This window comes from Meiothermus taiwanensis WR-220, assembly GCF_003568585.1.
GTDB classification, from domain to species: domain Bacteria; phylum Deinococcota; class Deinococci; order Deinococcales; family Thermaceae; genus Meiothermus; species Meiothermus taiwanensis.
Genome location: NZ_CP021130.1, coordinates 1,473,759 through 1,497,403 on the forward strand (window position 1 = coordinate 1,473,759; position 23,645 = coordinate 1,497,403).

The 23,645-nt window shown below is 62.9% G+C and carries 23 protein-coding genes and 2 tRNA genes; 16 read left to right on the plus strand and 9 right to left on the minus strand.

What is annotated here, in order from left to right; all coding sequences use genetic code 11:
• Window positions 1-119: 119 nt before the first annotated feature.
• From MTAI_RS07250 to MTAI_RS07260, 3 genes are read right to left on the minus strand one after another with little or no spacing between them, the layout of a single operon-like run.
• On the minus strand, window positions 120-992 hold the full coding sequence (locus tag MTAI_RS07250) for an alpha/beta fold hydrolase (RefSeq protein WP_027886840.1): 873 nt from the start codon (window positions 990-992) through the stop codon (window positions 120-122).
• Window positions 993-1,000: 8 nt separating this feature from the next.
• Window positions 1,001-1,219, minus strand: coding sequence for a hypothetical protein (locus tag MTAI_RS07255; protein WP_027886839.1), 219 nt, complete (start codon window positions 1,217-1,219; stop codon window positions 1,001-1,003).
• 11 nt (window positions 1,220-1,230) lie between these two features.
• Window positions 1,231-1,824, minus strand: a complete 594-nt coding sequence (locus MTAI_RS07260; RefSeq protein ID WP_027886838.1) for a class II aldolase/adducin family protein — start codon at window positions 1,822-1,824, stop codon at window positions 1,231-1,233.
• A gap of 1,118 nt (window positions 1,825-2,942) precedes the next feature.
• Here MTAI_RS07260 and MTAI_RS07265 point away from each other — a divergent pair.
• From MTAI_RS07265 to MTAI_RS07305, 8 genes are all read left to right on the plus strand, one after another.
• Entirely contained in the window at window positions 2,943-3,152 is a 210-nt protein-coding gene (locus tag MTAI_RS07265; RefSeq protein WP_036196829.1) for a helix-turn-helix domain-containing protein, read from the plus strand.
• Between the two features lie 10 nt (window positions 3,153-3,162).
• The gene (locus tag MTAI_RS07270) at window positions 3,163-3,618 is read left to right on the plus strand and encodes a hypothetical protein (protein ID WP_027886836.1); all 456 of its coding nucleotides are present in this window, start codon (window positions 3,163-3,165) and stop codon (window positions 3,616-3,618) included.
• Window positions 3,611-6,397 (plus strand): bifunctional DNA primase/polymerase, encoded by a 2,787-nt coding sequence (locus tag MTAI_RS07280; RefSeq protein WP_081698352.1) that lies wholly within the window; start codon window positions 3,611-3,613, stop codon window positions 6,395-6,397. Before MTAI_RS07270 ends, MTAI_RS07280 begins: the two co-directional genes overlap by 8 nt.
• Window positions 6,394-6,708, plus strand: coding sequence for a hypothetical protein (locus MTAI_RS07285; RefSeq protein WP_013015018.1), 315 nt, complete (start codon window positions 6,394-6,396; stop codon window positions 6,706-6,708). Before MTAI_RS07280 ends, MTAI_RS07285 begins: the two co-directional genes overlap by 4 nt.
• A complete protein-coding gene (locus tag MTAI_RS07290; protein WP_245453099.1) occupies window positions 6,647-7,264 on the plus strand; it encodes a hypothetical protein in 618 nt (205 codons plus the stop codon). Before MTAI_RS07285 ends, MTAI_RS07290 begins: the two co-directional genes overlap by 62 nt.
• Window positions 7,251-7,634: a hypothetical protein gene (locus tag MTAI_RS07295; protein WP_013015020.1), complete on the plus strand. Its 384-nt coding sequence runs from the start codon at window positions 7,251-7,253 to the stop codon at window positions 7,632-7,634. Before MTAI_RS07290 ends, MTAI_RS07295 begins: the two co-directional genes overlap by 14 nt.
• A gap of 368 nt (window positions 7,635-8,002) precedes the next feature.
• Complete coding sequence (locus MTAI_RS07300; RefSeq protein ID WP_027886834.1) at window positions 8,003-8,248, plus strand: hypothetical protein; 246 nt, start codon at window positions 8,003-8,005, stop codon at window positions 8,246-8,248.
• Window positions 8,220-9,374, plus strand: a complete 1,155-nt coding sequence (locus MTAI_RS07305) for a tyrosine-type recombinase/integrase (RefSeq protein ID WP_027886833.1) — start codon at window positions 8,220-8,222, stop codon at window positions 9,372-9,374. The genes MTAI_RS07300 and MTAI_RS07305 overlap by 29 nt, the downstream gene beginning before the upstream one ends.
• A 75-nt stretch (window positions 9,375-9,449) precedes the next feature.
• On the opposite strand, the gene MTAI_RS07310 is transcribed toward MTAI_RS07305, so the two are convergent.
• The 3 genes from MTAI_RS07310 to MTAI_RS07320 form a co-directional block, all read right to left on the minus strand.
• A tRNA-Met gene (locus tag MTAI_RS07310) sits at window positions 9,450-9,526 on the minus strand.
• 1 nt (window position 9,527) lies between these two features.
• Window positions 9,528-9,604, minus strand: a tRNA-Met gene (locus tag MTAI_RS07315).
• 76 nt (window positions 9,605-9,680) lie between these two features.
• The gene (locus MTAI_RS07320) at window positions 9,681-10,766 is read right to left on the minus strand and encodes an XdhC family protein (RefSeq protein WP_027886832.1); all 1,086 of its coding nucleotides are present in this window, start codon (window positions 10,764-10,766) and stop codon (window positions 9,681-9,683) included.
• Window positions 10,767-11,167: 401 nt separating this feature from the next.
• Between MTAI_RS07320 and MTAI_RS07325 the strand changes: the two genes are divergently transcribed.
• The 5 genes from MTAI_RS07325 (at window position 11,168) to MTAI_RS07345 (ending at window position 17,119) form a co-directional block, all read left to right on the plus strand.
• Window positions 11,168-11,668 carry a (2Fe-2S)-binding protein gene (locus MTAI_RS07325; RefSeq protein WP_013013791.1) on the plus strand — a complete coding sequence of 167 codons (501 nt, stop codon included), beginning with the start codon at window positions 11,168-11,170 and terminating at the stop codon, window positions 11,666-11,668.
• Between the two features lie 78 nt (window positions 11,669-11,746).
• Entirely contained in the window at window positions 11,747-14,113 is a 2,367-nt protein-coding gene (locus MTAI_RS07330; RefSeq protein ID WP_013013790.1) for a xanthine dehydrogenase family protein molybdopterin-binding subunit, read from the plus strand.
• 22 nt (window positions 14,114-14,135) lie between these two features.
• On the plus strand, window positions 14,136-14,972 hold the full coding sequence (locus MTAI_RS07335; protein WP_013013789.1) for an FAD binding domain-containing protein: 837 nt from the start codon (window positions 14,136-14,138) through the stop codon (window positions 14,970-14,972).
• A 66-nt stretch (window positions 14,973-15,038) separates the two neighbouring features.
• The gene (locus MTAI_RS07340) at window positions 15,039-15,938 is read left to right on the plus strand and encodes an AAA family ATPase (protein ID WP_013013788.1); all 900 of its coding nucleotides are present in this window, start codon (window positions 15,039-15,041) and stop codon (window positions 15,936-15,938) included.
• Window positions 15,935-17,119, plus strand: a complete 1,185-nt coding sequence (locus MTAI_RS07345; RefSeq protein ID WP_187388512.1) for a vWA domain-containing protein — start codon at window positions 15,935-15,937, stop codon at window positions 17,117-17,119. Before MTAI_RS07340 ends, MTAI_RS07345 begins: the two co-directional genes overlap by 4 nt.
• A gap of 79 nt (window positions 17,120-17,198) precedes the next feature.
• On the opposite strand, the gene MTAI_RS07350 is transcribed toward MTAI_RS07345, so the two are convergent.
• From MTAI_RS07350 to MTAI_RS07360, 3 genes are all read right to left on the minus strand, one after another.
• A complete protein-coding gene (locus tag MTAI_RS07350; protein WP_187388513.1) occupies window positions 17,199-18,062 on the minus strand; it encodes a hypothetical protein in 864 nt (287 codons plus the stop codon).
• A gap of 172 nt (window positions 18,063-18,234) precedes the next feature.
• Window positions 18,235-19,443 (minus strand): S8 family peptidase, encoded by a 1,209-nt coding sequence (locus MTAI_RS07355; protein ID WP_187388514.1) that lies wholly within the window; start codon window positions 19,441-19,443, stop codon window positions 18,235-18,237.
• A gap of 146 nt (window positions 19,444-19,589) precedes the next feature.
• Entirely contained in the window at window positions 19,590-21,251 is a 1,662-nt protein-coding gene (locus tag MTAI_RS07360) for an acyl-CoA carboxylase subunit beta (RefSeq protein ID WP_187388515.1), read from the minus strand.
• A gap of 107 nt (window positions 21,252-21,358) precedes the next feature.
• On the opposite strand from MTAI_RS07360, the gene tpiA reads away from it, so the two are divergent.
• Genes tpiA through MTAI_RS07375 form a run of 3 tightly spaced genes read left to right on the plus strand, consistent with a single transcriptional unit; the run spans window position 21,359 to window position 23,615 of the window.
• The gene (gene tpiA / locus MTAI_RS07365; protein ID WP_027886824.1) at window positions 21,359-22,105 is read left to right on the plus strand and encodes a triose-phosphate isomerase; all 747 of its coding nucleotides are present in this window, start codon (window positions 21,359-21,361) and stop codon (window positions 22,103-22,105) included.
• Between the two features lie 10 nt (window positions 22,106-22,115).
• Window positions 22,116-22,436, plus strand: coding sequence for an MliC family protein (locus MTAI_RS07370; RefSeq protein WP_027886823.1), 321 nt, complete (start codon window positions 22,116-22,118; stop codon window positions 22,434-22,436).
• 39 nt (window positions 22,437-22,475) lie between these two features.
• Window positions 22,476-23,615, plus strand: a complete 1,140-nt coding sequence (locus MTAI_RS07375) for a pyridoxal phosphate-dependent aminotransferase (RefSeq protein ID WP_027886822.1) — start codon at window positions 22,476-22,478, stop codon at window positions 23,613-23,615.
• Window positions 23,616-23,645 lie beyond the last annotated feature (30 nt).

Here is a 23,645-nt window from a genome sequence, read left to right on the forward strand (position 1 = left end):
GGCTGATGAAGGGTACAAGGGCCGGTATGGGGTTAACTTGCAAGCCCTCGAGCCGTGGCTCGAGGGCTTCGGCGAAGGTCGTACCAAGAGAGGTCGCTGGCCCATTCAGTGGCAGGCCCCTAGCCAAGCAGGTCTAGCAAGGCGTTTTGCAGGGCTTCTCCAAAAGCGTAGGGTTGGTCTATCCAGGGATAATGGCCCGCCCCCTCGATAAGCTCGAGCTGGCCCCCCACCAGATCGGTAATGGTCTGGGCCTCAGGGTAGCTGCTGGCATCCAGGGTGCCAACCAGCGCCGTGGTGGCCGACCGAACCTCGAGCACATAAGGGGTGTAGTCCAGCCGCCAGAGACCGTTGAGCACAAACATCCGCCCCGGCGTATCGGCCCCCACCACAGCTGAACCCTCGGCCAGCCACTCGTACTCCATACGGCTGTGCTGGCTGGGAAACAGCAGTTGGTCGAAGACTGCTTTGGGGTCTACGGAAGCAAAAGCCTCTTGCAGCAGCTGGGTGCCGTCTTCAGGCAGCGGTATCTCGGTATTTTCATCCATACCCCGCAGCACCAGCGAGGCCCGGTATAGCTGCCGGGCCAGCCAGGGGAAGTTCGTCCAGGGGTTGATGAGCACCAGTCGCTCGGTGGTATCGGGCGAGCGGCGGGCATATTCCAGGGCCGGCACCGCTCCAAAACCATGCGCCAGCAACGTCCAGGTGTTCAAACCCAGGTGATCCCGCAGGTGGAAAAGGTCGCTTACCAAAGCATCTATCGTGAAAAAGCGTGGCTCCTCGGGCAGAGCCGGGCTTCGACCGCCGCCGCGCTGGTCGAAGTAAATCACCCGGAAACCCTCGAGGTACTCCTCCAGGCCCTCCCGCAAGGTGTAGCTGCTACCCCCAGGCCCGCCGTGTAGCACCACAAGCGCCGGGGCCTCGAGCGGGCCGGTGTCCTCGAGGTAAACCTCTACCCCATCATCCACAGCAATCAGGTCAATTTCTTCACGCATAGGCTTCCTTAGGGGTGCCGCTGCCCTTCTTCCATCAACTCAAAGCTCCAGCTCCGGAAACCCTCGAGCCCCACCGCTTTGGCCTCCAGCTCGGGGTCATACGCCCAGACCTCGAGCAAGTACAGCTCCTGTTCAGCCCGGTAAAGCAGCCGATAGGGGTAGGGGTGCTGCCGGGCAAGCCGACGCAGGGGCTCAGGGTTCTTGCCTTCCACAAAAAGCACTTTCATCGAGGTTCAGTCTACCTTGGGGCAGCCCCCCGCCATAGGCGCTCTAGGAACAGCACTTCACAGGCTTCCTCGAGGCTCGTCATCAGCGAGTAGGCCTGCAGAAGAGCCTGTTCTGGCACTTCGAGGTTGCTCTTTACAAAAGCCCCGTGGCCCCGGACTATGCAGGCGGGGTGTTCTTGCAGGGCCTGGGCCACCGCCTCAGCGGCTTCCTGGGTGCCCGAGAGGGTTGTGGGGGCCACCACCGGGATGCGTTCAAAGTAGTAGCGGCCCTCGAGGTCAATCGGCTCGATGCGCTGAAGGTGGAAGGAAAGCGCAATGGCATGGCGGGGGTGCGCATGCACCACCGCGGTGGCATCGGTTTGCCCGTAGATGGCCCGGTGAATTACCCGCTCCACCGAGGCCCCCTGATCCCGCAGGGGGTCGGGTTCGAAGGTTAAAAACATCAAGTCTTCCGGGGTCAGATGGGCTTTCTGGGCACCCGAACGGGTAATCCAAAACCCATCGCGCTCACGCACCGAGTAGTTCCCCGAGGTGGCCGAGGCCAGCCCTGCCGCGAACAAATCGGCACCTATTTGCTGGAAGGTTAGATAGAGTCTGGCTCTCATAGGCAGCCGCACACACCTGGTCAGTCTAATACCAAAACCGGGTCAGCCCAAACCCGCCCCAGCAGGCCCGGCTCCCAACGATCTAAAGAAAGCACAACCTGATACCAGATTCAGCTAGTTTGCCGCCGGACTAACCCGACCGAAGGAATGTGCTTTCTAGGCCGAACCTGGCGAGGGGTGTGCGCTTATGATTCAAAAAGATGGCCTCTGGAGGTTTTCGCCCTGGATGACCATCTTTTTGAATCCGGCATGATTTTTATTGGGTTCAAAAGCAAACCCGAGGAACCAAGGCCTCGGGTTTTTGCCTGCTGCACTGGTGGCTATGGGCGGACTTGAACCGCCGACACCACGATTATGAGGTGACTTCATGCCAATACAAGGCCACACACTAACTCACAAAAAAGCTGTCCTGAAAACGATTCTCCACACTTCCACATACAATAGAACACTTCCGGTTTTGGGTCATTTTTTGGGGTCAATTTGGGTCAGGTTTTGGGTCAAGACCAAGTTTGGGGGATACTATAAGTAGTGTTTTCGCTTTGAATCACCTACAACATGTGGTATGATGTGCTCATGGGTTCGGAGGGGTATAGAGGGGTTTTCTCTACAGCTACCCTCAACATTATTCGGGCGGCTAACCTGGCCCGCTCGACTCGTACTCCTTGGGCCGTGCGCAATTTGTTTCGCGCTAGAGATCGAGGCCGCCTACAATTGCTGCTGCTGCACAGGCTGGTGGCTGCCGCTTTGCTGCGATGTGGGGCGACTGGCCCCCTGGATGAGTTGATCAACTCGCCTGATCAGTATGTAGAAGAACTTGCCTGGCTTGGCATCACCCTCGACTACGCTTTGGGTACATACCTTGACCGTGCTGAGTACCTAATTTCCGAAGCATATGATGCACAGACATTGGAGCTCGAGGCTCGAGCCCTGGCGCTGGGCGCAACCCACCCCCCGCGTGAGGATAGCTCCTCAGCATCCTCGTGCAACCCTCTCGAGTTAATACCCTCGATCCAACCTAACGCACCCTCGGCCTAGTGCTGTAGGCGACGGGTTCATCCCGTCACGGCTACAGGCTCTAGGCCGGATATTCCGGCCTCCGTGAACACGGAGGTTTTCTCATGCAGGACAGCAAAAAACTCGCCTACTCCCGCAAGGAAGTGGCAGAGCTTCTTGGTATACACCTCAACTCTGTTGACCGCTACATCAAACAAGGTGCGATCCCCGCACGTAAACTCGGCTCTCGCTGGCTGATCCCCGCTAGCGCTTTACGCGCCTGGCTCGAGGGTAAGGATGAACAGAACCCCGCCATGCAGGGCGGGGCTGAGTAGGAGGGTGGCTATGCTTCCCGAAAACATTCTACACGCCCGGCTCACCTTCCTCTCGCACTTCCCCCACAACCAGCGGGCCACCGCCACTAACTTTCTGCTCCAAGCCATCCGCGCCGGCTGCAACGAGCCTAACCAGGTGGTGGGGTATGCCCTCGAAACGGCGTGCCGCCGTTGTCATCTCGAGGCCGCCCAGACCTTTTTGTCCCTCTTCGAGAACAACCCCGAGGCCCTGTTAGCCGGGGCACGCTGGGCTTTGTGGTGGGAGAGTCTGTCTCCCGAGGAGAAGCAGCAGCTGCGGGAGGGGCGGGCTGAGGAAGCCATAGAGCGCTGGATGGAGCAAAACCCACCCACAGACAGGCAACTCGCCTATTTGAACCGCCTGGGCTACCGTGGGCCGACACCCGCTAATCGGCTCGAGGCTTCCCGCCTGATTGACGAGCTTATGAAGGGGGTGCGCCATGCCTAGCCCCCTACAAGCCGCCCTCGAGTACGCCCGGCTGGGGTATGCGGTGCTGCCCCTGCTGCCCGGTGAGAAGCGCCCACACAGCCGGTTGGCCCCTAACGGGTTGACGAATGCCACCCCCGACCCCGAGGTGTTGCGCCGCTGGTGGCAGGCTGTGCCCACCGCCGGGGTGGGTATCCTGCCCCCCGAGCAGGTGTTGGTGTTGGACTTTGACGCGCCCGAGGTGTGGGAGCAGCTGCGGGCTGAATACCCCGAGCTAGCCACAGCCCCACGGCAAAGGAGCCCTCGGGGTGGGGTGCATGTCTTCCTGAAGCTGCCTAAAAGTCTGATAGGAAGCCTCACCACCACCGCCCGGAAGATGCCGGGGTTAGACCTGCGCGGGCTGGGGAAAGCGTACCTTGCGGCTGCCCCCACCGAGCTACCAAACGGGGGCTATAGCTGGGAAGTCCCCCTGCTACCCCCGGCTGAACTGCCCCTGCCCCCCGAGGGGCTGCTAAAGCGTCTGCTGCCCGAGCCCCCACCCCCACCACCTGAGTACCAGCCCGCGAGCTTCCGGGGTGTGAAGGGCGACAAGCTGACCCGCCGCCTGGAAGGCCTTCTGCGCTGGGCTTGTGAGCGGGTAGCCAGTACCCCCGAGGGGCAACGCCATAACACCCTGCTCAGTTACGCCCGGCTGATAGGCGGCTATGTCCACCTGGGCCTCGACCCGGAGCAGGTCACCAGCGCCCTGGCTGAGGCTGCTATGCAGGCCGGGTTACCCCACTCCGAGGCCGAGGCCACCGCACGGGACGGGCTGAGGTACGGGCTGGATGCGCCGTTGGAACTGCCCGCTGATGAGCGGGGTAGGGTGAGTGCTGGGCAAAAACCCCCACCCGCTGACCCCCGCGAGTCCCACCAGCAGGTGGTGGGACTACTCGAGGGGCTGACCCCCGAGACCTGGCCCGAGCAAAGAGCCGCTTTCTTCGAGGGCTTGCAAAGTCTCGACCCGGTGAGCGTAGACCTGTTGCTCAAGAAAGCCGCAAGCAGGCTAGGGGTGGGAGCGGGAACTTTGCAGAAGGCCTTCAAAGAGCACGCCAAGGGGGGTGAGGGGGCCGAGCCCACCGCCGCCGGGGAAGCGGTGCGGCTGGCTTTGGCCTCAGGACTCTCCCTGTGGCACACCCCCGAGCGGGAGCCCTGGGGCTCTTTCGAGGTGGAGGGCATTGTCCACCACTACCCGGTACGGGGTAGGGATTTCCGCACCTGGCTGGGTGGAATCTACTACGGTCAGAAGGGCAAACCGTTGTACGCACAAGCCCTGCAGGACGCGCTGGCTGCGCTGGAGGCACAAGCCACCTACCAAGGAACCCAACACCCGGTGTTCGTCCGGCTGGCCTGGCACGAGGGGCGGATTTACTTTGACCTCTCCCGCCCCGACCGTCAGGTGGTGGAGATCGCCCCCACGGGGTGGCGGGTGATTGCTTCCGCTGACTGTCCGGTGCGCTTCCGCCGGACACCGCACCAACTTCCCCTGCCCCTGCCCGAGCCGGGCGGGAGTCTTGAACCTTTGCTGCAACTGCTCCCGCTGCGGGAAGCGCGTGACCGGGTGGTGCTGCTGGGCTGGCTGGTAGGGGTGCTAAACCCGTGGGGCGGTTACCCCATCCTTTTGCTGCAGGGTTCTAAGGGGGCGGGAAAGTCCTTTGTCGCCCGAGTTTTGAAAACCCTGGTGGATGCAGGCAAGGCCCCGCTCCGCTCAGAGCCCGATAACAAGCTCGACCTGCTGGTGACGGCGGCTGGCAATCACGTTCTCGCGCTGGACAACCTGAGCGCGGTCTCCACCAAGCTCTCCGACCTGCTCTGCACCCTCTCCACGGGGGGAGGGGCGGGCAAAAGGACGCTATACACCGATGGTGACGAGTTTGTTTTGGAAGCAGCCCGCCCCCTAATCCTGACCGGGATTGCGCTGGGGCCGCTGCGGGACGACCTGGCCGACCGCGTGCTGACCCTGAACCTCGAGCGCTTAGAGGCCACCGCCCGCCGCCCGGAGCGGGAGCTTTTTGGGCGTTTTGAACAGGTGCGGGGTGATGCGTTAGGAGCGCTGTTCAGCGCCGCAGCGGTAGCCCTGGCCCGCTGGGAGGAAGTCTCCAACAGCTTGTCCCAACTGCCACGGCTGGGGGACTGGGCGACCTGGGCCGAAGCCGCCGCGCCCGCGCTGGGGCTCCAAGAGGGGGAGATCGTGGAAGCCACCTTTGAGGTGCAGGGGAGCTTGCAGCGCGACCTTCTAGATGCCGACCCGGTGGCCCGCGCCGTTGTCGCCCTCACCACGGCTTTTGCAGCGGGAGAGAGGCGCAAGTTCACCACCTCTGAGCTGCTGGAAGCGCTCGAAAAAGCCGCCGGGGTAGAAGCCCCCCGCAAACCCGAGGGGTGGCCCAAAACCTCGGTGGGCTTAGCAAAACACCTCCCCCGGCTACAGGATGCGTTGCGGGAAGTAGGGGTGTTGCTCCAGGGGAGGCGGGACTCTCACACCAAGACCTTGACCTGGTTTTTAGAGAAGTGGGGGGGGCCATCTACCGCAACCACCGCAAACACCGCAAATAGCGTGCAGAACGACAAAAAACCTGCGGTAGATGTTGCGGTAGATGCGGTAGATGCAACCACAACCCCCCACCAACCCCCGCAGCGAAAAACAGAGTACTGGACGGCGTTTGCGGTAGATGCGGTAGATGCGGTAGATGCACCCCCCCACCTTTCTAAAGAGCAAGAGCAAGAGGAAGAAGAAGAGGGTGACTGGGAGGTGGTGCTATGACCCCCTGGCCCGCCCTCTTCTCCCGGCTGCCCCAACTGGTGGAAAAGCTCGAGGCGATAGCCCACCCCTTGCTGACTGTGGAGGTAGACGGGGAGGCGGTGGCCCGGCTGGTGCGCCCTAGCCGGGCCGAACTCGAGGCTCACGCCCGCCGGGCCGGTATGCCCACCCTTACCCCCGAGGGGTGGCTGCGCGAGGCCCTGGGACGGGTGCGGGACTACTACCCCGAACCACGGGAGCAGGTGGCCTTGTATGCAGGAAGCCAACCTGTGGCAGTGCTACGGCGTAGGGGGGTGGTGGGCCATGCCGCATAGGTACCCCCACCTACCCGCTGCCCTGCTGGGGCTGCTCGAGGTTGGCCCCTGGGAAGGAACCTCCACCGAGCTTTACATCGCCCTCGAGCCCTACCGGGTAGAACCCTGGCCCGCTAACCCGGTAGCCCTATCCCTGTGGTTGAAGCACCACGCTGAGGCGCACGGTATCCAGGTGGAAGCCCATCACACCGGGGAGCGCCGGGTGTTGCGGCTGGCACGGGTGGCTAACGGGTTGAAGGGTGCAAGCGAACCGGAACATAGCGGCACGATTCCGCCGAATACCGCCGCGTTTTGGAGCTTCCCCACCTGGGGGGCTTTACGTGAAGGCCTTCCGGAGGTGTTTGACGCCCACCCCTCTGAGATGACTTTTACCCTCGCGTACCGTTGCCCGAACTGGCAAAGCGCGAGGGTGGTCAAGCGCTTCTTTCTCGAATCTGAAGCAGCGGAGGATTCCTTACGCTACCCCCAGGTGTGCGAGGTGCGTATCTACCCCGGTGAGGTGGATATAGCCACCGTGTGGCCTATGGAGAATAGGATTGAGTATGCCGAGCTTTGACTACGAACGCGCCGCCACCATCCTGGCCGAGGCCGCATTCTCGGACGACCAGAGTGTGTGTCAGCGTCACGGAATCACGGATAGGACGCTGCGCCGCTATCGTGCGCGGCTGCTGTCCGACCCGCGTCTGTCCGCTTTCGTCCAGGAGCGGCAAGCGCGGCTTGCTGAGCAGTGGGCACACGAGCTGGCACCCGCTATCGGTGCGGCTGTTCGGTTTCTCCGGCAAGCCGCACAAAGCGCTGACCCCACCAACCCCGCCGCAATCCGCGCTGTGGCCGAGGCCCTGAAAGCGTTGGCCGAGATAGACATGACCCGCGATATGCTTCGCTCTCGAGTTGGAGGTGACACATGGGACTTTGGGAAAAACTAAGGCGACTTGAACGGATACAACAAACTGGTGAACGCAGCATCACGCTTCACCGTTCGTACGCGCTGAATAGCGAGCTACACCCGACCCCGGAGCAGCTACGGAAAGCCGAGGCGCTGTGCGAGCAGGCCCGCCGCGAACACCCACGCGCGGTGCTGATTGTTCGTTTTGGCCCCGAGGGGGAGGTCACAGTCACACCCGCAAGGAGGATGCCTACGCTTGGTGCAAAAGCGCCTCATCGTGGCTGAGGCGCTAAAGACCTAAAACACCACCCCTCTTGACCCTTGGGAGGGGGGATTTATCGGTCAAAACAAAAGCGTACTTACTTTACTAAGTGCGCTTTTTGGTAGGCAACCGTGTATAATCCCTATATGCCAAAGGGTGAGAAGCTGCATCTGGTAAGACCCCCACGTGAGGCCCTAGCCGCCCGGTGGGGGTTGCGATTGTTTGAGGACGGAGAGACTGGTGAGCGGGTTTATATCCGTGCCCTTGCCGTGGTACTCGAGCGGTTCAAAGCGCTACCCCCGGACAAGCGGGGCCGGGTGGTGGAGGCTGGGCTCGAGGCCCTGGGACTCTTGGAGGTGGAGGATGCCACGACTGACGAACAAACCCCGTAGGCGCAAGGATGGACGCTTTGAGGTGCGCCTGACCGTGCGAGAGAACGGCGTACCGGTGCAAGTCAGTGTCTACGGTCAGACCGCCGCCGAGGCCGAACGCAAGGCCCGCGACCTGAAGACCAGGGCCGAGCGGGGCCAGTTCAGCCGCGACCGGAGCACCACGGTGGGCTATGCCCGGCTGTGGCTGGAGCGCAAGGCCAAAGAGGTGCGCCCACGCACCGCTGAACTCTACCGGCTCGAACTGGGCTATGCCCTCCCCTCGCTCACCGACCCCGAGGCCCGTGACCCCCTGGGCTCGAGGCCCTTGCAGGAGGTGAAGCCCGCCCACATCCGGGAGGTGCTGGATGACCTGGGGGAGCGCTACTCCACCCGAACCGTGAAGATGGTGCGGCAACGCCTCTGGCAGGTATTCCGGGATGCTTTGGATATGGAGCTCGTCTTTCGTAACCCGGTTGACCCGGTGCGGATCAAGACCCCTCGAGGTCAGAGCCAGAAGGGCGGTAGAGCCCTTGAGGTGCACGAGATAGCCGCCTTGCTATCTGCCCTCGACCAGCACCCCGACCCCCGTACTGCCCTGTCCTTGCGGCTGATGCTGGCCTGTGGGCTGCGCCGGGGCGAGTGCTTGGGCTTGCAGTGGGGTGACCTCGACCTCGAGGCGGGAACCCTTACCGTCACGCGGGCCTGGACGGATGACGGCAAGCGTGGGGTGTTGACCCTACCCAAAACCCTCACCTCCGCCCGCACCGTGCCGATTCCTCACGCCACCCTGGAGCGGCTGAAGGCCTACCGCATCTGGTACACCGAGCGGCTGGGAGAGCCCAAGCTGGATAGCTGGTTGCTACCCGGCAACGACCCCAGTAAACCGCTCAATCCCCATGCGCCCAACTGGGCCTTGAAGCGCATCACCGAGCGGCTGGGCATCCCACCCCTCAGAGTCCATGACTTACGGCACTCTTACGGTAGCCACATGCTGGCTAACGGTGCGCCCCTCGAGCTCGTGGCTGAGCGGATGGGCCACGCCAACGCCAACATCACCCTGGGGGTGTACCGGCATGTGCTGGAGCACGAACGCAAGGGGTGGATCATTGACCCCGAAGACCTGTTAGGCCCCCGCGCCCAAGCCTGAAGTTTATTTGGGTCAAAGTGTAGGGTCAAACGGAAAACCGGAGCCTAAGCGACTCCGGTTTTTCTCGTCCTGGACTGGTGGCTATGGGCGGACTTGAACCGCCGACACCACGATTATGAGTCGTGTGCTCTAACCAGCTGAGCTACATAGCCATGGTTGCAGGGACAGGATTTGAACCTGTGACCTTCGGGTTATGAGCCCGACGAGCTACCAGACTGCTCCACCCTGCGTCGTTCGGATGGGGGTTCGTCCCCAAGCCGCAAACTCAATCTTAGGCGGGAAACCCTCTACCGTCAAGGCACTCTTCTAAAGCACCGATACCGAGGTTGCCTCGTGAATCCCGGCCTTTTTATCATTCAAAAAGCCGCCCCGGAAGCCTCGTTGCAGGGCCACTATCTCGGCCAGGGCCGCCAGCGCAATCTCTTCCGGGCTTTCCGCGCCTATATCCAGCCCAATGGGGTTGCGCAGGCGGGCCAGCTGCTCCGGGTTGGGCACGAAGCCTTGGTTTTTGAGCGCATCCAGGATTTTTTCCAGCCGGTTGCGCGGGCCCAACATACCCACATACCGCGCCGGGGACTCGAGGGCAAAGCGCAGGGCCTGGCGGTCAATGTCGAGGTGGTGGTTCATGATGATCACATGCTGGCGGGGCGTCAGGCTAATTTTCTGGGCGTATTCGTCGTGGGCGGCCTGAATGGTCTGGCAGCCCTCGAAGCCCTGCAGCAACTCAGGGCGGGCATCCACCACCGTCACCTTGAAGCCCAGCACCAGGGCCTGGTTGGCCATGGGCTTGGCGTCGTGGCCGGCGCCAAACAAGACCAGCTCGGGGATGGGGCTGCTCACGTCGAAAAACACCTCGGCCTCCTGCACGTAGCGGGTGGTGGGGCGGGAGGTGCCCCCTTGCATCTGCCGGGCGATGCGCACCACCTGTTCGTGCAGTTCGAAGGGGGTGATCTGACCCTCGAGCGCCCCATTGGGTTTGAGCCAGACCCGCCCTTCCCCACCCGCCAGCACTGTAGCCAGCACCGAAGGCTCTGAGTCTGTGGCCTCCTGCAACCAGCGGTGGAGCAGGCCCTGGGGCTCGACCGGCTCCACCCAGACCTCCACCGTGCCACCGCAGCCCGGCCACCAGGTCTTCTCTTCGTTGTAGTCGAAGATGGTGCGTTCGGCACGGCCCCGGGCCAGGATTTGCATGGCAATCTCGATCATCTCCTGCTCCAGGCAACCCCCGGAGATCATGCAGGCCGAGCCGCCGTCTTCGCGCACCAGCATCTTGGCCCCTTCACGGCGGTAGGCCGAGCCAATCACCCGCACCACCGTAGCCAGCGCGGTCTGCTTCCCCTCGGCCCAGGCGGCCTCGAGGGCGGCTAACAGCAAAGGTGCTTCGTTGGACATATACCCCTAAACTACACCCAAACACCCCCATTCACTTTGTTAGCAGCACACATTCACCCAATTTCCTGCTATCAGCAAATCACGTAACTTCTTGCTACTCTCATCTGCGAGGTTATATAGTTTAGGGTGAAAGGTTTTCAGATCGCTTGGTTTGGCGTACCTGGAGTGGTTTTTGATAGCGCTGGCCTCGAGGTGCTGCATTGCTCAAGCTTCTCTTCACCCCATGGATTTACCCCAGAACCTGGCCCCCAGGTGAAGACAAGGGCGCATGCAGGCTGGTGCCCAGCCATGCGGTCATCGGCGGTCTACCGGGCTTTCAAGGCGGTGATGAAGGCCCACCATCCCTCTAGACCCAAGGCACTCCGTTTCGAATCGACCCATTCGTTTTCCTAGGAGGAAGCATGGCAGAGAAAGTTCAGATCAAGGTCGTGGTCAACGGCGTCGAACACCACAGCGAGGTCGAGCCGAGGCTTTTGTTGGTGCATTATCTACGCGAGACCCTGGGGCTCACCGGCACGCATGTGGGCTGCGATACCAGCCAGTGCGGGGCCTGCACGGTGCACCTCGACGGCCAGGCCGTGAAGTCGTGCACGCTGTTCGCTGTACAGGCTGACGGCAGCAGCATTACCACCATCGAAGGCTTGGGGAGCGTGGACAGCCTGCACCCGGTGCAGGAAGGCTTCTGGGAGATGCACGGGTTGCAGTGCGGCTTCTGCACCCCTGGCATGATTATGGCGGCCGCCGACCTGCTCAACAGAAACCCACAGCCCAGCGAAGAGGAGATCCGCCACGCCCTCGAGGGCAACCTGTGCCGCTGCACCGGCTACCACAACATCGTGCGGGCCGTACAATACGCCGCCAACAAAATGGCCGGTAAGGTTGGCGCAGCAGCGGACGACTAAAAGAACCCGACGCAATCGGCTGGGCCTGGCTTCCCGCAACGCTCGAGCACCGGGCCCTCATTCCGAAGGGAGAAAGCAATGGCCGAAAAACTCTTTGGTAAGGCGATGAAACGGGTCGAGGATCCCCGTTTCATTACCGGTACCGGCAATTACACCGACGACATGACCCTGCCCGGCATGGTGCACGCGGCCATGGTTCGTTCGCCGTACGCCCACGCCCGGATCAAGAAAATTGATGTCTCCAAGGCTCGTTCCCACCCTGGGGTGCTGGCGGTGATTACCGGTCAGGAGATGAAGGACGCGGGTATTAACAGCATTCCCACCGGCTGGCTGCACCCCGGCATTAAAACCCCGCCCCATTACGCCATCACCTTTGATAAAGCCCGGCATGTGGGCGATATCGTGGCCGCGGTCATCGCCGAGACCCGCCAGATCGCTGAGGACGCCGCCCAACTGGTGGAGGTAGACTACGAGCCGCTGCCGGCGGTTTCGCTGGGCAGTGAGGCGCTCAAACCCGGCGCACCTGCCGTCCATGACGACGTGCCCGATAACGTCTGCTTCACCTGGAGCATTGGCGACAAGGAAGCGGTAGACAAAGCCTTCGCCAGCGCCTACAAAACCGTCAAGCTCAAGCTGCGCAACAACCGCCTGGTGCCCAACGCCATGGAGCCGCGGGCCTCGCTGGCCCAGTACCATAAGGCCAGCGACGAGTACACCCTCTGGACCACCAGCCAGAACCCCCACATCCACCGCCTGTTGATCGCGGCCTTTATTATGGGTATCCCCGAACACAAGCTGCGGGTGATTGCCCCGGATGTGGGCGGGGGCTTTGGCAGCAAGATTTACCAGTACCCCGAAGAGATAATTGTGCTGTACGCGGCCAAAAAGCTGGGCCGCCCGGTCAAGTGGACAGCCCGCCGCTCAGAGAGCTTCGTGACCGACTCTCATGGGCGTGACCACGAGACCGTGGCCGAGATGGCGGTAGACCAGAACGGCAAGATTACCGCCGTGCGGGTGGACACCATCGCCAACCTGGGGGCCTACCTGACCACTTTTGCCCCAGCGGTGCCCACCTACCTGTACGGCTGCTTGCTGGCCGGCACCTACACCACCCCCCACATCTACTGCCACGTGACCGCCCCCTTCACCCACACCACGCCGGTGGACGCTTACCGGGGTGCCGGGCGGCCCGAGGCCACGTATCTGCTCGAGCGCCTGGTGGATGTGATGGCCCACGAGCTGGGGATGGATCCGGTGGAGTTCCGCCGCAAGAACCTGATTCCCCCCGATGCCTTCCCCTACCAAACCCCAGTGGCCTTGCAGTACGACTCCGGCAACTACGAGGCCAATCTGGACAAGGCCCTGGAGCTGGTGGGCTACAAGCAACTGCGCCAGCAACAGGAAGAGTGGCGCAAGCAGGGCCGGTACATGGGGATTGGGGTGGTGACCTATATCGAGGCCTGCGGGCTGGCCCCTTCGGCCCTGGTGGGTAGCCTGGGCGCCCAGGCCGGGCAGTGGGAAAGCGCGCTGGTGCGGGTGATGCCGACCGGCAAGGTGGAGGTTTTCACCGGCACCCATAGCCACGGCCAGGGCCACGAGACGGCCTTCGCCCAGGTGGTGGCCGATGAGCTGCAAATTCCGGTGGAGGACGTGGTGCTGGTGCACGGCGACACCGGGCGGATGCCCTACGGCTGGGGCTCCTACGGCTCACGCTCGGCGCCCACCGGCCTCTCGGCCATCGTGCTGGCCACCCGGAAGATTATCGACAAGGCCAAGAAAATCGCTGCCCACCTGCTGGAAGCCGCCCCCGAGGACATCGTCCACGAGGACGGCAAGTTTATGGTCAAAGGGGTGCCCGACAAGGCCAAGACCTTCTTCGAGATCGCCCTGCAAGCCCACCTGGCCCACAACTACCCCGCCGACCTCGAGCCCGGCCTCGAGGCCACCCACTTCTACGACCCCAAAAACTTCGTCTACCCCTTTGGTACCCACGTCGCGGTGGTGGAGGTCGACCCCGAGACCGGCAAGGTCAAGCTGCTGCGCTACCTCTCGGTGGACGACTGCGGCCCGGTGATCAACCCGCTGATCGCCGAAGGGCAGGTGCACGGCGGCATCGCCCAGGGCCTGGGGCAGGCCCTCCTGGAGGAAGCCGTCTACGACCCGGAAGGCCAGATTCTCTCGGGCAACTTCCTCGAGTACACCCTACCCCGCGCCGACGACCTGGTGCAGATCGAGCACGACCACACCGTGACCCCCTGCCCGCATAACCCCCTGGGCGTCAAGGGCATCGGCGAGGCCGGCACCATCGCCTCTACCGCAGCCATCGCCAACGCCGTAATGGACGCCCTGCGGCCCTTCGGTATCGTGCACCTCGATATGCCCTACACCCCAGAAAAGGTCTGGCGGGCCATCCAGCACAGCCGCCTGGCCCAGGCTGCCGATTAGCCGCAACCCCGCGGAGGACGAGATGTACACAGCACCCTTCAGCTATAAAAAAGCCAACAACCTCTCCGAGGCGCTATCGCTGCTCCAACAAAACCCCGAGGCCAAGCTGCTGGCCGGGGGCCACAGCCTGATCCCGGCTATGAAGCTGCGCCTGGCTGCGCCGCCCATGCTGATTGATATCTCTAAAGTGGCCGAGCTGCGGGGCATCCGCCGCGACGGTGACACCCTGGTGATCGGGACCATGACCACCTACCGCGAGCTGGAAACCTCCGAGCTGCTCAAGGAACTCTGCCCGATTATTCCCCAGGCGGTGAGCTTGATCGGCGACCCTATGGTGCGCACCAAAGGCACCATCGGCGGCTCGCTGGCCCATGCCGATCCCGCCGCCGACCTGCCGGCCTCCATGCTGGCGCTGGGCGCCCAGATCAAAATCCAGGGGCCCTCCGGCAGCCGGGTGGTGGAGGCTGAGCAGTTCTTCACCGGCATGTTCAGCACCGCGCTGCAGGAGGGTGAGATTCTCACCGAGGTGCACATTCCCATCCGGCCGGGGGCCCGCATGGCCTACGCCAAGTTCCCCCACCCGGCCAGCCGCTACGCGGTGGTGGGGGTGGCCGTGGTACTGGACGGAAACAGCCTGCGGGCGGCGGTCACCGGGGCAGGCGAGCACGCCATGCGGCTCACCAAGCTCGAGCAGGCCCTTGCCGGCAAGCCGCTAACCGCCGAGAACATCGCCGCCGCCTGCCAGGGCTTGCTACCCGCCGACCACCTCAACCACGACCTGGTTGCATCGAAGGAGTACCGCGCGCACCTGGTGGATGTGATGGCTAAGCGGGCCCTGATGCAGGCCGCCGGGCTGTAGCGGCTCGCGACCAATTGTGAGGGGCTGAGGTAATTCGGCCCCTCTCCTTTATGTGAAGATAAAAGCATGTTTCCCAATTCTGTGCAGGAGACCCAGAAGGCCCTCGAGGCCCACCGCTACATCGCCGATAAGGGGCTTTCGGTGGCGGTGTTTCTGGCCCTCAAGCTGGGCCGCCCCCTGCTCTTGGAAGGCGAGCCGGGGGTCGGTAAAACCGAGATCGTCAAGGTGCTGGCCGAGGTGCTCTCCACCCGTCTAATTCGTTTGCAGTGCTACGAAGGACTGGACATCAGCAGCGCGGTGTACGAGTGGGACTACGCCCGCCAGATGATGCAGATCCGGCTCCTGGAGGCCAGCGGCGAGCGCGACCAGGAGAAGGTGCGCCACGAGGTGTTCAGCCAGGAGTTCCTGCTCAAACGGCCTTTGCTCCAGGCCCTGGAAAGCACCAACGGCAAAGCCCCGGTGCTGCTAATTGACGAGCTGGATCGGGCCGACGAGGAGTTTGAGGCCTTTTTGCTCGAGTTCCTCTCGGACTGGCAGATTACCGTGCCCGAGGTGGGCACCCTCAAAGCCCAACAGCCGCCGGTGGTGGTGATTACCTCCAACCGCACCCGCGAGATTCACGATGCCCTGAAGCGCCGTTGCATGTACTACTGGATTGACTACCCAAGCTTCGAGAAAGAATACCGCATCGTGCAGGAAAAAGTACCCGGCGTACCGGAAAAGCTGGCCCAGCAGGCGGTGGCTTTCGTTCAGGCCTTGCGCCAGCAAGATCTCTACAAAGCCCCCGGCGTGGCCGAGACCCTGGACTGGGCCTCCTCGCTCTTGGCTTTGGGCCAGACCGAGCTTTCCCTCGAGGTGATCGAGGAGACCCTGGGGGTGCTGCTCAAGTACCAGGACGATGTGGTCAAGGCTAAACAGCAGGCCCACGACCTGCTGGCCCGGGCCCAGATGTCCAGCGTGCTATGACGGTATCCACCAGCCAGCTACTCAGCCACGTGGTGGCCTTTGCCCGGAGCCTGCGGCATGCGGGCATCGTGGTTACACCGGGGCAGACCGCCACTTTTGCCAGGGCCCTGGGGGAGATTTCCATCTTCGACCCGGAGGCTTTTTTCTACGCAGCCCAGAGCACCCTGCTAACCCGGCAGGAAGACCGGGCTAAGTTTGCCGAAGCCTTTCGCCAATTCTGGCAATACCTGGGCCTGGAGCGCTTCCCGACAGAGCTGCTCCACCAGACCCCCCTCCCGCCCAAAAAAGACCCCAAGGCCCGGCCCGGCGAGGTAGGGCGCGAACCGCGTTCCTCCGAGCAAAGCAGCAAGCAACCCCAGCCCGTGGTGGATCGGGCCCTGACCTTCTCCGAGACCGAGGTGCTCAAGCAAAAGCGCTTCGACCAGATGAGTGAAGCCGAGCTCGAGGCCGCCCGCAGGCTGCTGTATGGCTTCGTATGGAACCCCCCCGAGCGGCGTACCCGCCGTCTGAAAGCCCGCGGCAAAGAGCAACTCGATCTACGCAAGAGTTTTCGTCGCGCCCTCAAACACCAGGGCGAGCTGGTGGTGCTCGAACAGCGTTCTCGCAAACACAAACCCCGCCCCATCGTGGCCCTGGCTGACGTTTCGGGCTCTATGGAGCGCTACGCGCGGATGCTGCTGCACTTTCTACACGCTTTTTCCCTCGAGCAAACCCGCCAGGGGGTGCGCCAGATCGAGAGCTTTACCTTTGGCACGCGCCTGACCCGCATCACCCGCACCCTCAAAAAACGCAGCGTGGACGCTGCTTTGAGTGAGGTGGGGCAGCAGGTCAAGGACTGGTCGGGCGGCACCCGCATCGGGGCCTGCCTGCACAGCTTCAACCAGAGCTGGGCCAAGCGGGTGCTGGGCCGGGGGGCCATCGTGCTGGTCATCTCCGACGGCTGGGACCAGGGCGACCCCGAGCTGCTGGCCTTCGAGATGGAGCGCCTGCAGAAGTCCTGCCACCGCCTGATCTGGCTCAACCCGCTTTTGGGCACCCCCGGCTACCAGCCCCTCACCCGCGGCCTGGTGGCGGCCCTGCCCTTCATTGACGACTTTTTGCCGGTACACAACCTGAACAGCCTGGAGATGCTGGTGGAGGTCTTGCAGGGGCTCGAGCGACGCCCCGGCAGCACCCGCTGAGCAGCACAATACCAATACCCCGCCTCCGACACGGCATCGCCTCAGGAAAATCTTAGGCCGGGTTTCCCCGGCCTGGATACTATTGCTTGGGTGTCGGGATATTCCGCCACACAAGCTTCTGCCAGTCCTTGCCGTCAAAGACCTCGAACTCGGTGTAGAGGATATCTTTGCCTGCTACGTTTTCCCCTGTGTTGAGATAAACCAGCACTTTGAGGGGAATGCCTGCTATGAAATCTGCATTACCACCACTTACTCTCCAGTAACCACTACGTCCTTGTATGCCCCCCTCTACAATCGTCCGCGCAGAGTCGAAGCGGATTTGCAGTCGGGCGTCCGAGCTAGAGGTAGCCTGGTATTCAAACACATAGTAGTTGCAACACTCGGAGTAAGGGCCTTTGACCAGCTCAAACGTAAACGGCCCCACCACAAAGCGCTTCCAGGGCTCAGCGGTAGGGGTTTGAGCAGCCGGGGTCGCGGCGGGCGCTTGCACCTGGGGAGCCGGGGCTTGGCCGATGGGGATGCCCCTGAACTCAACCGCGCTTAGGTAAAGCGCCGAGAGGAAGGTCTCCTCCTTCGGGACATTGGGGAATACCAGCTTCCCTGTAGCGCGGCCTCCCGCAGGTAGAGCAAACACGCTGCGGGTTGCCTCTAGCTGCCCGCCATCCACGCTCAGATACCCCGGGTAGCTGAAACCGCGGGCCGAGATCACGCGAACGCCCTGGTGCGAGATGGCAACTTGCTGGTTGGTTCGGGCGGTGCTTTGGATCTGCACCGCGCAGACCACCTTGCCCTCCTGGTCGCGGGCACAGCCCTGGATTCTCAGGGTAGCGTTGATGCTGGCTACCGTAGCCTCCACTACAGGGCCTTCGGGTTTAGCCAGGTTGACCTGTTGGGCAAAAGCCCACAAGAATAGAAAGGGCAGCAGCGCTAGACTTTTTCTCACAATCCCTCCTAGTAAAGTAGGCTGCTCAATAACCTACCCGTCTCAAGATAAAACAACACAGTTGACGTTGCAACTACTGGGTACCTGGTGTGTGATTTGCCGAATGCGCCCTCTGGCACAAAAAACGCCCGCCAAGAAAGGCGGGCGCGGGTCTAGGGATTGGTAGCAACAATCAGTAATTGCTGTACAGCAGCAGGTTGGGCGAACGCCGCCCGGCGTTGCTCACCACACCCGAAGTGGCGTTGCCCACAATGGCGTTGCGCACGGTGGCGGGGCTGGCACTGGGGTTGCTTTGCAGGTACAAAGCCGCTACCCCGGCCACATGGGGGGTGGCCATCGAGGTTCCGCTGATGGTGTTGGTCGAGGTGTCGCTGCTAATCCAGGCCGAGGTGATGGAAGAGCCGGGGGCGAAGAGGTCGAGGCAGCTACCGTAGTTGGAATAGGAGGCCCTGGCGTCGGTGGAGGTGGTGGCCCCCACGGTAATGCCTGCAGTGACGCGGGCTGGCGAGAACTGGCAGGCGTCGCGGTTGCTGTTACCTGCGGCCAGGGCAAAGGTAATCCCGGCGTTGATGGCGTTATTGACCGCGGTATCGAGGGCGCTCGAGGCCCCCCCACCCAGGCTCATGTTGGCTACCGCTGGCCTCCGGGCATTCTGCCGCACCCAGTCCACCCCGGCAATTACGCCCGAGTTGCTGCCCGAGCCGCTGCAATTAAGCACCCGCACCGCGTACAACCGCACGCTTTTGGCTACGCCGTAGACCGTGCCGCCTACCGTTCCAGCCACATGGGTGCCATGGCCGTTGCAGTCGTTGCCATTCTGGCCGTCTCCAATAGCGTCGAAAACCGCCGTGGCCCGACCGCCAAACTCGCTGTGGCTCACCCGGATACCGGTATCGATGATGTAGGCGTTCACGCCGCTGCCCGTGTTGCTGTAGGTGAAGGTACCGCTGAGGGGTAGGGTGCGCTGGTCTATGCGATCCAGGCCCCAGGTCGCACCGGTCTGGGTGGCGCTGATGCTCATGACCTGGTCGGCCTCGATGTAGGCCACCCGGGGATCCTGCCGCAGCGCGGCTAAATTCTCGGGTGATAGCCGGGCCGCAAGCCCCAGCAGAGCAGCGGTGTAAACCTGCTCAACCCTGGCGTCGGGTGCCAGCCCCAGGCTTTCCAGTTCCCGCTGAAGGGTTACACCCCCATCTAAAGCGGCTTTCAGGCTTTGCAGGGTGGGCAGCACGTTGGCATCATCCTTGTAGACCACAATGTACTGCCCCTGGATAACGTTGGGGTTATCCAGTCCTAGCACCGGGGCTAGGTTGTCGGGGGTCGCACGGTTTCCGCAGGATGCCAGTAACAACAACAGCGCGATCCAAACTAGACGGTACATCTCTACCTCCAGAGATCTAGGTTGCTTTTGGGTTTGAACCCGCGGCTAGTATATCTTTGTCATCACATCGTCATCACATCCGCAGCGTTTCATTAATTTCTGATTAAGACTTCCGGGAAAACCTCCGGCCAATCGCAGCCAGGCCGCTAAACCTGAAACACCCCGATCTGCATCGCCTCCCGCCCCGGGTTGAGGGCGCAGACCTCGAGGCTCCGGACGAGGCGACGGCGGGTCTCGTGGGGGAAGATCACCTCGTCCACCCAGAGCCGGGCCGCGGCGTAGCGCGGGTCCAGGGTCTCCTCGTAGCGGGCCTTGATGTGTTCGTAAAGCTCGAGCAGATCCTCCTCGGTGGGTTTGCGCCCTTCCCGCTCGAGCTTGGCCAGCTCGATTTCCATCAGGGTTTTGGCCGCGGCGTTGCCGCTCATCACCGCGTACTTGGCCGAGGGCCAGGCGTAGATAAAACGGGGGGCATAGGCCTTGCCGGCCATGGCATAGTTGCCCGCGCCAAAGGAACCCCCGGTAATCAGGGTAATCTTGGGCACCACCGAGTTGGAGACCGCATTCACCAGCTTGGCCCCGCGCCGGATGATGCCCTGCTGCTCCGACTCCTTGCCCACCATAAAGCCGCTCACATCCATCAAAAACAACAGGGGAATGAAGCGCTGGTTGACCTCGAGGATAAACCGGGCGGCCTTGTCGGCGGCTTCGGCGTAGATCACCCCCCCCACCTCGATCTTGCCGGGCTTTTTGATCACCAGCCGCTGGTTGGCCACGATCCCCACCGGGAAGCCGCCCAGCCGGGCATACCCGCACACCAGGGTCTGGCCGTAACCGGCCTTGTACTCGTGGAACTCCGAGCCGTCCACCAGCCGGGCGATCACCTCGTTCACGTCGTAGGGCTTGCTGCCGTCGGGTGATACCAGGCCGTACAGATCCTCGGGCGGGTGAAAGGGCTCCACCTCGCTTTTGCGCTCTGCGGCCCAGGGGGCCAGGGTCGGCTGGGCGTACAGCGCGGCCAGGGCACGTATGCGGGCAATGGCTGCTTCGTCGTCGGGTTCGTAGAAGTCCACCGTGCCGGAGACCTCGGCGTGCATACGCGCACCGCCCAGCGCCTCCGAGTCCACCTCCTGCCCGATGGCTGCCTTGACCAGGGCCGGCCCGGCCAGGTATAGCCCCGAGCCCTCGGTCATGATCAGCACGTCGGTCATGAGCGGCAGGTAGGCCCCCCCCGCCACGCAGTTGCCCATGATGGCCGAAATTTGCGGGATGCCCAGCCCGCTCATGCGGGCGTTCAAATAAAAAATGCGGCCAAAGTCGTCCTGGTCGGGGAACACCTCGTCCTGCAGGGGCAGGAACACCCCCGCCGAGTCCACCAGGTAGACCGTGGGCAGGCGGTTCTCGAGGGCGATGGTCTGGGCCCGGATCACCTTTTTGGCGGTGATGGGGAAGAAGGCCCCGGCCTTTACGGTGGCGTCGTTGGCGATGATCATCCAGTCGCGGCCGGCAATTTTGCCGATGGCGGTCACCACCCCGCCGCCCGGCGCACCCCCCCAGTCGGCGTACATCTGCCAGCCCGCATAGCCCAGGATTTCCTCAGGCTCGGTTCCAGGGTCAATCAAGCGCGCGATTCGCTCGCGGGCCGTAAGGCGTCCTTTGGCATGCTGTCGCTCCACCGCTTTGGGCCCTCCACCCTGCCGCACCTGTTCCAGCGAGGTACGAAAATCGGCAATGAGCCTCACCCAGGCATCTTTGTTTTGCTTGAAAGCGCTCGATTCACGCTCCTTGGGGCTGATGTGGCTTTGAATCATAATAGAAGTCTACCGTTTTTTTGTCGGCAGGTTGCAATTCCGTCAGGTTTGGGGATAAGGGGTCGAAAGTAAAATCTGGCCTTACGTACCGTATGATTGGGGCACCTATGCGCAAGCGACTCGTAGCCGGCAACTGGAAAATGTACAAAACCCCCTCCGAAGCCCGGAAGTGGTTCCGCGATCTAACCGTCAACCTACCCCAGACCCAGGCCGAACCGGCCCTGCTGGTACCCTTTACCCATCTACCCTATGCTGCGGAGATCCTGGAGGGCCACGGGGTGTACTGGGGCGCGCAGGATGTCTCGGCCCATAGCGAAGGGGCCTACACCGGCGAGGTTTCAGCAAAAATGCTGGCCGACCTGGCCTGTAAATACACCATCGTGGGCCACTCCGAGCGGCGCAGCTACCACGCCGAAACGGATGCGCTGGTAGCCGAAAAAGCCAGGCGTCTATTGGAGCAAGGCATCACCCCCATCCTGTGCGTGGGCGAGCCGCTGGAAATCCGCGAGGCTGGAGGCCACGTCGAGTACACCCTGCGGCAGCTCGAGGGCAGCCTGCAAGGGGTCAGCCCGGCCTCGCCCCAGCACCTGGTGATTGCCTACGAGCCGGTCTGGGCCATTGGCACCGGCAAAACCGCCACCCCCGAGGATGCCGAGGCTATGCACCGGGCCATTCGTGGTTGGTTGGAAGGCCGCTACGGTTCGGACTTTGCCTGGCAGATGCGCATCCTTTACGGCGGCTCGGTCAAGCCCGAGAATGCCGCGGCCCTCTTCGCCCAGCCCAACATTGATGGGGGACTGGTCGGGGGGGCCAGCCTGAAGCTCGAGGACTACATAAAACTGCTCACGGCCTAATGGAGGGCATATGCACGGATGGATCTTGCTGGTTTGGTTTGTTGGCCTGGTGGGTCTGGCCCAGTCTACCGATGTGGTGCAGCGCACCTACCGCTGCGCCGGGGGCATAGAGGTTCGGGCGGTCTATCAGAATAGCTTCGACCGGGTGGGGGTGGTGTTCAACAATCAGACCTACGGCCCGCTGTTCCAGGTCGAGGCCGCCTCGGGGGTCAAGTACTCCGACGGGCGGGCCTCCTGGTGGGTCAGGGGCTCCGGCGCCGCCGAGGAAGCCCTGCTGATGAGTGAGCGCAGCGGGAAGGTTCTGGCCCGGGCCTGCAAGCCCATTCGCTAGGTGCATCCACAACAGCATGCGGTAGACTTTTCATCACCCATGGCCCACCTTCACCCCCGCACCCAGCTCTCCAAGGAGAGCATCTTCGCTCAGATGAGCCGCCTGGCCGCCGAGCACGGGGCCATCAACCTGGGGCAGGGCTTTCCCTCCAACCCCCCGCCCGATTTTCTTCTAGAGGCCGCCCGGCGGGCTATCGGCAGCGTAGACCAGTACACCCCGCCTATTGGCCTGCCGCGTTTGCGCGAGGCCATTGCCGAAGACCTGGGGGTTGCGCCCGAGGATGTGATCATCACCGCCGGGGGCACCGAGGCCCTACATGCGCTGGCCGAGTCGCTGTACGGGCCGGACGACGAGGTGGTGATGCTCGAGCCCTACTTCGACGTCTACATCCCCCAGGCCCGCATCGCCGGGGCCGAGCCGGTGATGGTTCCCATGCGGCTGGGGGATGGCTGGGAGGTTGACTTGCCGGCGCTCGAGCGGGCCATTACGGTGCGCACCCAGGCCCTTCTGCTCACCAACCCCTACAACCCCACCGGTTCGGTCTTTTCCCGTGCCGAGGCCCAGCGGATTGTAGAGCTGGCCCGCCGACACGATCTCTGGATTATCAGCGACGAGGTCTACGACGAACTCTACTTTGGGGAACCCCCCATACGGTTCCGCGAGCTGGCCCCCGAGCGGGTCTTCACGGTGGGCTCGGCGGGGAAGCGCCTCGAGGCCACCGGCTGGCGCATCGGCTGGATTGTCACGCCGCCCGGCCTGGCCCCTTATGTGGCCGGTATGCGCCAGTGGAGCAGCTTCTGCTCAGCCGCACCCCTCCAGGCCGCGGTGGCCGAGGCCCTGCCCATGGCCCGCAAGGAGGGCTTTTACCAGGCGCTGCGCGAGAGCTACGGCCGGCGCAAGGACTTGCTCGAGCAGGGCCTAAGGTCGCTGGGGCTCAAAGTCTTCTCCCCTGCCGGAACCTACTTCCTCACCGCCATCCTGCCGGGGCTCGAGGCCCTGAACTTGGTGCGCGAGGCCAAAGTCGCGGCCATTCCCGGCTCAGCCTTCTACATGCAAAACCCCGCCCCCAGAGGGCTGTTCCGCTTTGCCTTTTGTAAGACGGCGGATGAAATTGAGCAGGCCATCGAGCGGCTGGGGCATTACCTGAAGCAGGTCACCCCCGAGGCCGGGGGCGCCTGAGCCATGGGTGCTGGCTGTGCTAAGGGGCCG